The organism is Mycoplasma sp. Ms02 (assembly GCF_019720735.1).
Taxonomy (GTDB): Bacteria; Bacillota_I; Bacilli_A; order Mycoplasmatales; family Metamycoplasmataceae; genus Mycoplasmopsis.
Map to the genome: position 1 here is coordinate 399,472 of NZ_CP081302.1, position 14,397 is coordinate 413,868.

At 33.4% G+C, this 14,397-nt stretch carries 8 protein-coding genes and 1 riboswitch; of the genes, 1 reads left to right on the forward strand and 7 read right to left on the reverse strand.

The window, feature by feature from the left end; translation table 4 throughout:
• Nucleotides 1–9: 9 nt before the first annotated feature.
• The 4 genes from K4L35_RS01500 to pepF all read right to left on the reverse strand — a co-directional run bounded on the left by K4L35_RS01500 (nucleotide 10) and on the right by pepF (nucleotide 7,781).
• Nucleotides 10–1,341 carry an ABC transporter permease gene (locus tag K4L35_RS01500; protein WP_221617814.1) on the reverse strand — a complete coding sequence of 444 codons (1,332 nt, stop codon included), beginning with the start codon at nucleotides 1,339–1,341 and terminating at the stop codon, nucleotides 10–12.
• Nucleotides 1,341–2,447 (reverse strand): ABC transporter permease, encoded by a 1,107-nt coding sequence (locus tag K4L35_RS01505; RefSeq protein WP_255558987.1) that lies wholly within the window; start codon nucleotides 2,445–2,447, stop codon nucleotides 1,341–1,343. The genes K4L35_RS01500 and K4L35_RS01505 overlap by 1 nt, the downstream gene beginning before the upstream one ends.
• A gap of 220 nt (nucleotides 2,448–2,667) precedes the next feature.
• The gene (locus K4L35_RS01510) at nucleotides 2,668–5,919 is read right to left on the reverse strand and encodes an OppA family ABC transporter substrate-binding lipoprotein (protein ID WP_221617816.1); all 3,252 of its coding nucleotides are present in this window, start codon (nucleotides 5,917–5,919) and stop codon (nucleotides 2,668–2,670) included.
• A gap of 20 nt (nucleotides 5,920–5,939) precedes the next feature.
• A complete protein-coding gene (pepF, locus tag K4L35_RS01515; protein WP_221617817.1) occupies nucleotides 5,940–7,781 on the reverse strand; it encodes an oligoendopeptidase F in 1,842 nt (613 codons plus the stop codon).
• A gap of 92 nt (nucleotides 7,782–7,873) precedes the next feature.
• Nucleotides 7,874–8,041: riboswitch (Lysine riboswitch) on the reverse strand.
• A 275-nt stretch (nucleotides 8,042–8,316) separates the two neighbouring features.
• Between pepF and K4L35_RS01520 the strand changes: the two genes are divergently transcribed.
• Nucleotides 8,317–11,394 carry a type I restriction endonuclease subunit R gene (locus tag K4L35_RS01520; protein WP_221617818.1) on the forward strand — a complete coding sequence of 1,026 codons (3,078 nt, stop codon included), beginning with the start codon at nucleotides 8,317–8,319 and terminating at the stop codon, nucleotides 11,392–11,394.
• Nucleotides 11,395–11,433: 39 nt separating this feature from the next.
• Here the strand turns inward: K4L35_RS01520 and K4L35_RS01525 are convergent, their stop codons facing one another.
• Genes K4L35_RS01525 through K4L35_RS01535 form a run of 3 tightly spaced genes read right to left on the reverse strand, consistent with a single transcriptional unit; the run spans nucleotide 11,434 to nucleotide 14,319 of the window.
• On the reverse strand, nucleotides 11,434–11,988 hold the full coding sequence (locus tag K4L35_RS01525) for a thymidine kinase (protein WP_370629451.1): 555 nt from the start codon (nucleotides 11,986–11,988) through the stop codon (nucleotides 11,434–11,436).
• On the reverse strand, nucleotides 11,988–12,956 hold the full coding sequence (locus tag K4L35_RS01530) for a bifunctional oligoribonuclease/PAP phosphatase NrnA (RefSeq protein WP_221617819.1): 969 nt from the start codon (nucleotides 12,954–12,956) through the stop codon (nucleotides 11,988–11,990). Before K4L35_RS01530 ends, K4L35_RS01525 begins: the two co-directional genes overlap by 1 nt.
• Before the next feature lies 1 nt (nucleotide 12,957).
• Nucleotides 12,958–14,319, reverse strand: a complete 1,362-nt coding sequence (locus K4L35_RS01535; protein ID WP_221617820.1) for a M17 family metallopeptidase — start codon at nucleotides 14,317–14,319, stop codon at nucleotides 12,958–12,960.
• Nucleotides 14,320–14,397 lie beyond the last annotated feature (78 nt).

Genomic DNA, 14,397 nt, shown 5'->3' on the forward strand with positions numbered 1-14,397 from the left:
AAAAACCTCCTATTTTACTTTGATAACTTTAGGATCAAGTGCGTCGTGCACACCTAAAGCAATAAAGTGTAGTGATAATGATACTGAAAGTAAGATCAATGATGGTAGAAGAAGAACTCAAATGTTTGAAGAAGCTTCTGAAGCAGACTTAGAAAGAATTGCTCCTAAGTTTGCCGTGCTTCCTCTGAAGAATCCAAGGAACGCAAGTGATGAAACTGAAAGAATGATGCTTGGAATTCTAGAAACGAAGCTAGTTGCAATTTTTCCTAAAATTGCTGGAAGAGCATGTGTATAAATCAATCTGATTTTACTTGTTCCAATTGACTTACTTGCTGTAATATATTCCTCATCTTTAACAGTAAGAATGAACATTCTTGTTCCTCCAACAGGTCCTGTTCAACCCGTAAACACAAGGGCAAACCCAAGTGTAAAGTCGCTTGTTCCGAATAATGAAGCAAATAACAATAATCAAATTAGTGAAGGTGGTGATACGAAAATATCAATCAATCTCATAACGATTGTATCAACTCAACTTCCCACATGGAAACCTAAGTAAGCACCAACGGCAACCCCAATAATTGTTTGAATAGTTGCAACAATGATTGCAAGTCTAATAGCGTTTCATGTTCCAACTCATGCTTGAGTTCAGATGTCAATACCTTCTGAGTTAGTTCCTAAGACAACACTAAGGTTAAGTTGTGGATTAAGTGCGATAAGTTTGTCTAGCGATTCTCTTATTACTTGTTCTGAATCAAATTGAGAAACCCCAGAAAACTCTAAAAGGTTTAGAAAACTTTGAGCTTTATATAGTTGATAGGGATTGATTCATAAAACGTTTTTACCAGTATCTGATCTTCATTGAAAATCGTTGCTTGTTGATAAGAACTTTTGTGCAAGAACTCCTCTGTAAGCAGGATCAAGAAGTTCATTTTTGTTACCTATGAAACTATAGAAGTCTTGTCTGATTGTTCCAGTTGTATCGGCTATTAAAGTATCTCTGCTAACAGGTAGGTTAGTTATTATGTAACCACTAACAGAATCGTTGTGAACTTCTCCATTTAAGTCAACAAGCTTAATCGACTTATAAATCTGTTCTGTAGCACTAAAAGGAGAAGTGAAAGTAACAATAATACTTAATAAAAGGATTGTAATGAATAAAACGAACGATGCACTTGAAACTCAGTTCGAGAAAAAACGCTTTAGGATTTCAATTACTAGTTTTTTAGGTTTACCTGCAACTGTGTTGAATAAAACGCTGGCATCTCTTTCGTTTAAAACTAAAGTTGTACTTGCAATTTTTTCTGAAATACCGTACTTAGCATTGAACTCTTTCGATGTCACTATTCACCTCCTTTCTCTAAACTGTGATCTTTTTGGTTAAGATCGTATAATTTTCTTCTCTTTATTCAAGCTTTGAATTTGTATATCATTCCAGCTTGGCTTGAAGAGGCAAGTTTGATTCGTGGATCAAGAATTGCGTATGATATATCCACGACAATAACAGTCATTAAACTTAAGAAAGTGAAAAAGACTGTATTGAACATAATTAGATTTATTTCACTCTTTGTGAAAGAATCTGCAAAAACCCTTGAAATACCAGGAACTCCAAAGTATGTTTCTAGAATAATTCCACCCGAAAGCAGACCAATATATGAAGGTATTAAGGCTGCTGCGAGAGGAATTGAAATATTTCTTAAAACGTATTTAAAGAAAATTTGAACTGTTGAAAGACCTTTTGTCTTTGCAATTAAAACATAGTTCGATGTCAGAGCAGATATAACTTGGTTTCTTGTATATGTAATGTAACCTGAAAGTGATCCAAGCACAATTATTGATATGGCAGGCAATGCTGCTTTAATTTGATCTCAAGTCGAGAAAATCTCTGATTTAGAAGGATCTATGAATTTGTAGTGCGCTGTAGGGGCAAAATATAAAATCAACGAAATTGCAATAGGTGCAATAACGAATGAAGGTAGGGCCGAAAACACAAGGGAGAATGCATTGATTATCGAATCGATGATTTTTCCTCTTTTGTACCCTGCTAATATACCTAAGGCTATTCCTAGTGTTGCACTAATTAAGAATGAAGGTAAAGTAAATCAGATTGAGTATTTTAAGTATTTAAATGTAAGTTCAGGAATTGTCTTAACATTACTTACAGATAATAATTTTGTATCCACAACTAAACCAAACGGTCTTTCTGAATTAAAAGCGGATTGGATTCAGTATAGAAACCTTGAAAATTCATTAACTTTATATGAGTGTCAATCAGTTAAGTGTTCTTCCAAGCCACCACTGGGTGCATAGGTGTAATGGTACTGAATTGACTTTTCGTAGGCACTACTGATTGCTGCAGCTTGGTCTGCAACTTTTTTCGAACCTTCGGATAGGTTAGAACTCGTAACTCCTTGTAAAAAAGGATTATCCGAGAAGTGAGCTACTGCCATAAAAACAACAAAAATGATTATTAACAGTGTTAAAAATGCTAGTGCTATTCTCTGAGTTAAATATTTAACCATTTCTTCCTTTCTTTATGTAATAAAAGTATAAAACAATTAATCTTAAAGATTAATTGTTTCACTTTTAGTTGTTTAAAAAATCTTTAATCGCAGACTTTACTGCTGTGTGTTTTGCGCTATTTTATGTAAAACTTTTAATTCCAAATGTCTATTTAGATGAATTTTCTTCTAAAACGATTGATTTGTTGTAGTGTGCTGTTAATCTTCCGTTTCAAACAGGTATTCTGTAGTATGGGTTAACTGCAACGTTTGAGAAGCCTTGAATTGATGAGTAACCATCTGAGAATAAAGGCATACCTAGTAAGTTTCCTAGTTCTCTTGTTAAGTCAAGAAGTTCTTGTTTCGAAAGTTCTTGTTCTGCATAGATTCAGAATTTAGCTGTTGCAACACCTAAATCAGCATATTGTTTTTCATTGTTCTCAGGAATTGCTTTAATTTCATTTGACTCTTGATCGTAGTAGAATCTGTGAAGTGTATTTTCGATTGCTTTTAATTGAGCGTTTGTTAATAAATGTCATTTATCTAGAGGAATTGAAAGGTTTGAGAAGTTTGTATCTGATTTCATGAATTCTTCTAGTTTATCAAGAGCTTTAGCTAAAGCTGGATAAACTGATTGTAATTTTGTTCTGTATTCTGGGTTTGAAAGCGCTTGTCCAAAGATTGGCATGAAGTAGTATGTTGAGAATCCATCGAATCCTGTTCCAATACCGTCGTAGTCGTAGTTTCAACCATTTCTTCTTGCTGGCGCAACTGAGTATCAGTATGCAATCAATTCTTCAACACGAGCATCTTTGCTCATTAGTGTGAAGTCTAGTCTTCCTTTTTTATCAAGACCTTCAAGTACAGTTAAAACTGTTGAAAGTGCATCGTGGTAAAGTTTTGGGACACCTAAGTAGTAGTTACCAATTTGTAATTCTACTTTTTGACCAGCTAACTCAGGTTTTGCTTCATAGAATTTGTCTAGAAGTGCTGTCATTTTTTCTTGTAGATCTTGGTAGTAGATTGATTTGTATTTTTCTTCGTTTGTTTTTAATCTATCTGCAAGATAATCTCTAATTGTTATTTCTTTTGATTTTTTATTGTTTCTTGAAGTTAATGTGTATTTTGCTGCGTTTGCAGAATCAATTACGAACAATCTGTTAACTTCATTTATAAATCCTCTTACTGTGTTTTCAGCACCTTCGGCTTCTGAACCTTTAATTTTGTTATCTGGTGCTACAGCTACGTAGTAAGGAGATGATAATCTAGGGTTTGATCCTGCTTGAGCAAGGTTGTATCAGTTAATTGCACCGTAAAGGATAGACTTAAACTCTCCACCCATACCTACAGTTGCGTGTTCAACATCAATTTTAGCTGAACCGTTGATTAATTGTTCTAAAGTAACATTCAATCCATATTGAAGAGCAACGTAAGCATCGTTCATTGACTTGTTTACATATGGTTTGTACTTTTCATCTTCTTGACCTGGTTCACCTAGAACTGAAACGTTAGGAATTAATTCGAATGTAGCCTTTCTGTTATAGCTATTTTTGTTGATGATTGGAACTTTGTTTTCACCATATAGAGGTGCGTTTGCTGTAATTTTGTCTTGTTTATCTTTTGAGAATGCTGAAAGACTCATGTATGGGTTTGAACCTTGTGTATATGAGTGTAGCAATTGATCTAGATATAATCCACCCTCTAATGGAGTTGTTTTGTATTGTGTAATAACTTTTTGAACTGTTGTAGGAGCATCTACGAAATCTTTATCAAAGTGGTGTTTGTTTAACAGAACTTCAACTGATGTGTTTTCAGCGTTGTAACCTGGTGTATAGTATTTTCCTGAGAATAATGTTGTTTCAGGTGTGAACCCATATCAGTAGTAACCCATGTCTTTTGCAAGACCTGTTGCTTCTGAAAGTTTTGTTTTTAACTCTTCTTGTTTAGCTGAGTCTAAAGAATTTTTTTCTTGGAAGTCATAAACAGGGCTATCTTTATGTTCTTGGATGTATTGACTAGGTAATGGCAAGAAGTCTGCTTTGTTGTAGAAAGAATCTAAGAAATCATAGAATTTTCATGAAGTAGCACCTTCAACTCTTTTAACCACGTAGTACTCTTGCTCATCTTTTTTAAGAACTGTTTGGTCTTTATCCATTAATTTAGATTGATCAATGTTAAATAATGGTAATAGGTAGTTGTTTTTGTTTTGTGTTTTTTCATCAAATAATGAAGTATTTGCTTCTTCTAATGTTTGTTTTAGAGCTTCATCTAGTTCTTTTGAACCACCTTGCTCTCTTCTGTATGTTGTTGTTAGGAACTGTGTTTTCATGTAACCTAAGTAGTAATCTTCAGCAGTTACTTTGTAATTTGTTTTTTCACCGTTTTTGTTTACTCAAGGTTGTTCAGGTCTAATTCTGAATCTTACTTCTGAGGCTTTAGCTAATTGATCTTTGAAGTTTTGTGAGTTAATTGATCTTTCATTGTTTGATGTGGCTTCTACATAAGGATTTTTGTAGTAATTATATGTTTTTCCTTCATGTACGAATGATTCCACAGCTTCTGGACGAACTTCTGCATCATCATTATCAAATACTACTTCTTCTCCATCAACTACTAAAACCATCGCATCTGCTGCTGCTAGTTTTAGAGATCCAACAAGTGGTGATGTGTAGTAAGTTTTTGAAACGTTAACGTTATCCTCTAGAACCTCAACTGTCACAGTTGATAATTCTCCTTCGAATCTATACTCTAAGAATAAGTTTGCTAGAGATAAATCTGTTTCTGATGAGAATGATCCTGAAGCATATGTGTTGTCAAACTCTCAAACTGCTTTTGAGTATGTTGTATTTGAATCGTTGTTGATGATTCCTCTTGAAGCATATGTTTTAAGAGAGTTTTTATATTCTGAACTTAGTTTGGCAAGCCTTTGAGACGGTGTAATGTCTGCTGATAAAGTTCCTTTTTCAGATTCTTGCTCGTTTGTTTCGTTTTGATTATTTGAATCTGCATTTTCTCCATTTGGAGCTGTGTTTTCATTATTTGCGTCGGCATTTTCTGATTGATTTTCAGTGTTTGCATCCGTGCTTTCATTATTTGCGTCGGCATTTTCTGATTGATTTTCAGTGTTTGCTGAAGCATTTTGGTTGTTTGCGTCAGCGTTTGTACTTTCTGAAGATCCCTGATTGTTTGACTCTGAATTTGTGTTATCTTGTGAAGTCTCTTGGTTTTGTGATTCACCTTGATTATTAGCTTCACTATCTGTTTTTTCTTTTACTTCTATTTGATCAACAGAAACTTTTCCTTCTTTTACCTTTTCAGCTAATTCATTAAGCTCAGCACATGAAGCAGCAACCGAAAGAAGTGGCGCTACTGTTGCTACAGTACCAAGCAGTAAAAAGCTAAATCTTTTTTTCATTTTCATGATTGTCTCCTTAATTATTTTTATTTAAGTTTTGATTTAAAAATTTTTTTACCTAATTCTATTCATTCATCGATTAATTCTTTAACATAGTCAAATCCATCTTTGTAGAAATCTTCGCTATTTAGATCTATACCATTGCTTTTTAGGATTTCTAATGGATAGTCTGAACATCCAGCACTTAAGAAGTTATTAATGTAATCTTGCAATGCTGAAGTTCCATGTTTTTTATACTGTGCAAAAAAGTAGTTAGCTGCTAACTGTCCTACTGCGTATTTATAAACATAAAAATGGTAGTAGTAATGTGGAACATATATCGAAGCAATTAAATGGCGATCAACTTTTTCTTTTGCAGGTTTAATTGCATATTTATTTGCGTTTTCGTAATATAGTTGGCTGATTGCTTGTCAAGATGATGCAGGTTTATCTTCCTGAATCGCTTTATATAGATTGTATTCGTAGTTTGATCATTCAACTTGTCTTAAAACAGTTCCTATAAATCCGTCAATCATTGTTTGTAAAATGTAGAACTTAAGTTTATCGTCGTTACTTGTTTTTAGTAAGTGATCAAATAACATTAATTCGTTAAAGATTGACGCGATTTCGGCTAAGAAAATTGGGTATTGACTTTGCACTAAAGGTTGTCTAGTGTCCGAGTAGTAAGAATGCATTGAGTGTCCAAGCTCGTGAGCTAGCGTTTCCACACTCCGTAGTTGACCATCAAAGTTCATTAAAATGTATTTCTTTGAAAGTCCATAACTTCCTCCGATTGAATACGCTCCCGAACGTTTTCCTTTGGCTGGCATGAAATCGATTCATTGCTCATTCATCGCTTTATTAATTTGACCAATGTATTCTTGACCAAACGGCATAAGAGCCTGTGTTACAAGATCTTTGGCTTCTTCAACTGTATACTCGCTCTTAACGGAAACAAGTTCACGTTGCGAATCTCAACGTTCCATTTTTTCACCATATTTTGCTTTATAGAACTTTTTAGTGTATTCACGATACTTTTTGAAAGTAGGAACAACGCGACTAGAAACTTGTTCATATAAGTTTAGAAGTGATTCTTCAGGGACACGATCATCGTAAGTCAACATTTCAACTGCCGATTTGTAACCTCTTGTTTCGGCTTCGACAACTAATCCTTTAAATTGCTGGTAAAGTGTTTGCGAAAGTGTTGATTTGTGATCTAGATATGCATCAGCATAGTTTTCCATGGCACTTTTACGAAGTTGCTTATCGTTTTTCTTCATTAAAGTCGAATAATTAGCTTTGTTTAAGGTATATTTTTTACCTTTCGAATCAACTGCATCCTTAAAAACAAGTTCGCTGTTTGTTAAAATGCTAAAAATTGTACTTGGACTTGCATTGCCACGTGACTTTTTGATGATGTATTCTTCCACTTCATCACTAAGCTTGTATTTAAATGAGTCAATTGTATCCTCAATTGATCTTTCGTATAAAGATAAACGAGGATCATGTTTTCACTCATTTAACTTATCAACATGTTGATACATTCTATTTTCTTCTGAACCTAGCTCTTGACTTAAACGAGCAAATGTGTTAGAAACTTGTTGTGACTTTTCTTCTCAAGTTGGGTCAACAACATTTGTGTTTTGATTGTTTGATAAGTAGTTATTCAATCTAAAACTTAATAATGTATATTCTTCTGAATACTTCATCGCTTGAATATAGTTTTCAATTGATTCATACTTGCTATCTTTGACTTCAATTAGTTTCTTAAAAGCCTGTACTGTAGCATCAAACAACTCTTCGTATGTCTGACCTTCTAAGATATCTTCTAGATTTCATCTATACTCAGAAGGAATGTCAGTATATTTTGCATATTCTTTTGCAGCCATCTAATCTCCTTGTGTAAATAAAAAAGGTTTTGTAGGGCACATATTGCCTTACAAAACCTTTTTTTAGTAAATATCTAAATTATAGGAATTTGTAAAACTATAGCACCAAAGTTTTTTAAAACCAAGAGTGAAAATCTTTTATGCTTTTTCACCAATAACTTAAATTGCCATTTAAGTCATTTCGGCTTTCATAACCTTTCAATGACTTACGTGCGCCCACTAGGTCATTTACTATTTCTGAAAGCTCCTCTATAGTAATTTGTAGTACGCAGATACAAGCAATTTATCGTTTTGTATCTGGTTTATTATGAAATTTTAAACAAATACAAAACTACACCATCGGAATAATGGTAATAATAAAGAATTGTTTAAACATTGTATTTCTCATAACGAACTCATTATACAATAAAAACATTTTTAGAAAAAACAAAAATTTTGATTTTTTTCAAAAGAAGCTCATTAATTTTCTAAATTTAAAAAATGTATAATTTAAATAATTAACTATATATAAGGGTAAAAAGTCAGGAGGTTTGCTATGAATGAATACAACATCGAAGAACAAGTCGACAAAAAAGAAACTGATTTTGAGAAAGATGTCATAAGATATCTTGAAAACTTAAGTGGAACAGAACAGTGAAAATATGAACCAGATATTAAAACAACAGAAGATCTATGACAAAACTTTCGGAGAATTGTTGATCAAAACAATATTGGCAGAATCGGAAGAAATTTAAGTGATGACGAGTTTAAACGTGTTAAAGATAATATAACTAACATTAAAACTCCTTATGAAGCAGGAAAATTTCTTTTTGGAACAAACGGTTTTTCTGAAATGGATATTGAGCTTGATGACGGGACAAGACAGGTCATCAGAATTTTCGACCAAGAAGAAAATGGGGCTGGTAAGACAGTATATCAAGTTGTAAATCAAATTGCTCGAGAGAAAAAAGGTAATTACAAAGCAAGAAGATTTGATATTACGTTACTAATTAATGGTTTACCAATTATCCAGATTGAACTTAAAAACGGACACGGTAGATGTAAAGAAGGTCTAATTCAAATGATGAATTACATTCGTGAGAGACAATATAGTGACATTTACTCCACATTGCAAGTTTTAGTATCAATGACTCCAACCGAAATTAAATATATGGCTAATTCAACATTTGATCAGTTCAATATGAAATTTGCTTTCCATTGACAAAGAGAAAACGGAGATCGTGTAACTAATTGAAAAGAGTTTTGTAGAGAAGTGTTAACTATTCCAATGGCTCACGACCTAGCAACTCGTTACATGATTTTAGAATGAACCAAAAATAAGCAATCAATTAAAGTTATGCGTCCTTATCAAGTTTACGCTACGCAGAAAGTGCTTGAGAAAGTTAGAAAACATAAGTTTAACGAAAAAGATGCTCGATTGGGATATGTATGACATACAACTGGTTCAGGAAAAACAATCACAAGCTTCAAGACTGCTTGGCTTGCAAGTAGAAGTTCTAATGTCGACAAGGTTGTTTTCTTGGTAGACAGAATTGCACTGACTAACCAAACTTCTAACGCTTACCGAGCTTACGATTTAACAAAAACGGAAAGTAACCCAGACAGTGGTGTTGTTTCAGATACACAAAACACAAGTGATCTAGAAAGAAAACTTCTTGGGAAGGGTGATAAGAAAATCATTGTTACAAGTATCCAAAAAATGAGCAAACTTGTAACTAATACTAAAAAGGAATTTAAACCAAACATTCTATTCATAGTTGATGAAGCTCACAGATCAACAAACGCAAATCAAAACTCAGAATCAGAAGGAATGATTAGCAACATTAAAGCTAAATTGCCTTTTGCAGCATGAGTAGGTTATACTGGTACTCCAATTCCTAAAAAAACCAAAGAAACATTTGGTGACCTTTTACATTCATACACAATTACTAACGCAATTCGTGACAAAAACGTGCTTGCACTTCGTGTTGAGTTTAAGAATACAATCGTCGTCAATGAAAATGAAATTTCTAGCGAAGCTTATAACGAAGAAGTGGCATCAATTTATGATCATAGTCCTGAGCACTTAAACTTAGTTGTCCAAGACGTCTTGAAATCATGACAAAAACGTTCGGTTAACCGAAACTTTAACGCCTTATTTACAGTTAGTGTCGGAGGTGGTAAGCCTTCAATCCCACGTGCTCTAGAGTACTATAAAAAATTCCAAGAGGAGAACTTAAAAGTTTACCCCGATAATCCTCTTAAGATTGCAATCATCTTTTCTGAAGATAAAAGCAACAGTGAAAAAAGCATCGAAAACAATGCTGGCCTTGAAGAAGCGATTAAAGAATATAACAAAACATTTGCAACAAACTTTGACATGACTACAGTCAAGGAATACACAGAAGACGTTTCAAGTCGTTTAAATAAAACTGCCGATGATAGAAATTATCTTGACCTTGTGATTGTTGTTAATCAGTTGCTTACAGGGTTTGACGCTCAATCACTTAACACATTATATGTTGACAGATCCCTTCGTAGTCACTCACTGATTCAAGCATATTCAAGAACAAATCGTGTCTTTAACGAAAACAAAACACACGGTCTTGTAATTAATTATCGTTTTCCAAAAGAAAATGAAAAGCATATGAATAAAGCTATTTATTTATATGGAACTAAAGATGCAATGGACGCAAAAGAATCCAAACTTGAGGATTATGAAGAATATAAGAAGGTAAACATTATTTCAGGTATTTTAGCTAAACCCTTTGAAGATAATGTTAAAGAATGTAAAGAAGTTATTGCTAGAATCCAGCAAATTACTAATGATTTTTCATATACTCCTGATGGCGAAGATAATAAGCATATATTAAGCGAACTACTCAAAGAATACAACTACCTGATCAGAGTTCTTAAGCAACAAGAAGCAGAAAATCCTGAGAGTGAATTTGGTGAGGATTATTTACTTAATCAATTAGGAATCAAAAAAGAGGATGAGCAAAAGTTAGGAAATATTGCAAAAGAGCTCAAACAAGAAATGTCAAAAAGGCTAGACGTTGGTATTTTCCATAATGAGTTTAAACTTGTTCACATCAATGCTGTCGACATTAACTACGACTATATTCAAAAGTTATTCGCAAGACTTGCAAACCAAGTTTATTATCAAAAAGATGAAGAAGCTCAAAAGACATATGAACTCCTTAATAAAGAAATTGACAATCTTGAGAACGAAACAGAAGCAGAACGTTACAGAAACTTTGCTGAAAATATTTACTCAGGAGATCACAAGTTTGACAACTATCCTGTTAAAGAAAATGATTCTGAAATTTTCGAAAAAGAACTGGATCGTAACATGCAGAACAGAAAGATTAAGATGATAAGAGACTTTAAAGAAAAGTTTGCTGTTATAGATAAATCTGAAAACTGAATCTTAAATTTTATTACTGAAAATCATGAAGTAGGTCAAAAAAATCTTGATAAAAGAAATGTCTTGACAGAGGTCATGCTTGCAGCTGGTAAAATTTATAAAACTTCGTCAATCGATGAAGAAATTAAGAACATGCCATTTCCAACTTTCTGAAAGAACTTTAAACTAGGATTTTACGAAATGGCTGATAAAATAGTCGCAATCTAGTGTTCGAGCAAAAATAAAAATAGCATTTTATGCTATTTTTTATTTCTCTTTGTGGCACTTACGGCAGCGCGCTTCATATTCCGAGTCACCTAAAAGGTGTCTTTGGTTAGATTTCACTTTACGGTAAGACATTGATGCTTGACCAAAACATTTCATACATACTGCTTTTAGCTTAGAAACGTGGTCTGCAATTGCTAGAAGTTCGCTTGTAATTGCAAAACTTTTTCCTGCAAAGTCCATATCTAGACCTGAAACAATAACTCTAACCCCTTTATCGATTAACTTTAAAACAGTTTCATAAATGTCTTCTTTAAAAAAATGCGTTTCATCGAAAGCAACAGCATTTATTTCAGGAGTTCAATGTTTTCAAACATCATTAGTGTCAGAAATTGAAATTGCTTTTAGGTTTGAACCTGTACGACTGACAATTTGATCCTCACCAAAGCGAGTATCGAATTCAGGCTTGAATACCATGAAATTAACTTTGGCAATTTTTAAGATTGTCAACCTTTTAATTAGCTCAGCACTCTTTCCTGCAAACATCGGTCCTGTTATTACTTCTAGTGATCCTTGTGTATCTGATCAAAACATCATTATTTGCTTTCTAAATATGCTTTGACTTCTGCAGCACAGTCATCTACGACTTTTTCAACATCATCGAATGAATTTAGCATACATCCCGAGGCTTTCTCGTGACCACCACCACCTCACTTAACTGCAACATTTCTGACAACAGGACCATTAGACCTAAACTCAGTTCTAATTCTTCCGTCTTCTTCCTCTGTAAATTGAACTCAAATTGGGTAACCATCGATGTTTCCAATCGAGTTAACTCTGATTGAAGTTTGAGGTGTTTTACCTAATGAAACAGTGTCTTTGTATGAATTCTGAATATAAGCAACTCCGTCTCTTGTTTTTAACGTTGACATCAATCAAGCGTTATATTTAAGATCGTCTAAAGAGACTTTGGCTAGATTTTTATGAATCATATCTGCTTGAAGTCCGTTCTCATACAGATGAGCAACTAATCTAAAAGTTCTTGATGAAGTTTTATCAAACAAGAATCTTCCTGAATCGGTGTTAATTCCTAAATATAGGAAGTTTGCTGCTTTTTGTGTTATTTGTCAATTATTTGTAACTGCTAACTGTGCAATCATTTCGTCAGCTGCAATATAACTCGAATCGACTCATCTAGTACAATTTTCAAGATCGTCTTCATTCGGGTGATGGTCGATTCTTAATGTTTCGGCAAATAAGTTTTCATCTAGAAGCTCTCTTGTTTCAATTCTTTCTTTGTAGTTTGCATCAACAATAACAGCTAACGATTTGGCAAGAACTTCTTTTGAAGGCACTTCATCATGTTTTAAGTCCAGAAAAGCAAAAGAGCCTTTTGAATCTCCAACTGCATAAACTTTTTTGTTAGGAAAATTACTTTCTAATAGTTCTTTTAAGGCAAATTGACTACCTAAACAATCACCGTCGGGTCTGATGTGGTGAAAAATTACGATCGAATCGTATTTTTCTAGCAATTCTGTGGCTAATTTTTCATTTCCTAATAACATATTATTCTCCTTGTTGTTGAGCTAGTTCAACAAATGATGAAATTAGACAACCCTGAGGTTCTCCGTTGATATCAGCAGTGAAGGCGACATCACAGTGAACGTAATCAATCTCGTTTGTGAACTCTTTTAAAAACATTGCAGCAGAGTTTGAATCGCTTTTACTTGATGACGAATAGTTCTGTAAATCAGCTGTTTTCGACTCTTTATTTGTTTTATGAAAATCTTCGTGTAACGGCATTCTTCAAACTTTTTCTTTTGAATTTTTAGCAGCTTGTTCTAAACTAGCTCAATCTTTGTCGTTAGTTGCTCAAACTCCTGTATATACTTTACCTAAAGCATAAGATAACGATCCTGTTAATGTTGCAACATCAATTAATTTTGTCGCTTTAAGCTCTGTTGCAGCATAATATAAACCGTCTGCTAATACTAAACGACCTTCAGCATCTGTGTCTGATACTTCAACTCATTTTCCCGACATTGACTGATAAATGTTTTCAGGTAAGCTTGCATCACCTGCTAATCTGTTATCTGTGATCATCATCAGCGCACTAAAGTTTGCTTTAATACCTAGTTGCGCAATTGCTTTAACTGCATAAGCAACAATTACAGAACCAGACATATCAAACTTCATACCTTCCATGTGATAACCTTTTGTGTTAACTCCCCCAGTATCGAAAGTAATACCTTTACCAACTAAAACGGTTTTTTCTTTTGATTCAGGATTCCCGTTGTATTCAATAACAACAACTCTTGATTCGTGTGTACTACCTTTGTTTACAGAAAGTAAAAGACCCATTTTTAAATCTTCAATTTCTTTTTTAGTTAAAACATTCAGTGTTAAATTAGGTACTTTTGCTAAGTCGCTAACAACTTTTGCAGATAAATTTTCAGAGTTTAAAAAGTTCTCAGGCATGATTTGTAAATCTCTACATTTATTTATCGCATCATAGACTACTTCAAGCTTTTTAGTTAAAGCTTCATACTTTTGAAGATCAGAAAGTAAGAAGTTAACTTCTTTAGCTTCTGAGTCATCTTCCTTGTTTGTTTTTTTGAATAACTTGTAAGAATCAAAAGCTACTCTTGAATAAAATAATCTGATTACTTCCTCAAGCGAAAGATTATTTCTAACAAAGCTTTCAAGATCAACCAAAAGATCTCTTTTATAGCTTGAAATCGACTTTAATAAATCGTTTAATTCATAGTAATTTGCAGCGTCTTTATTTATGTATATGTAAACAGTGTTATTTTGTAAATCTTCAGTAAACGCTCCATTTTTAACAGCGACAAAATTTGGATTTTGACTGTCAAAATATGCAGCTTTCAGCAGCATATGATTATTTTTTTGTTCTAAAAATTTCAACATATTTTCTCCTAATATTAGTATTTTAAAATTATATATTATTAGCGTTTTTGGTGCCTTAATTACCTTACTTTTCCATAT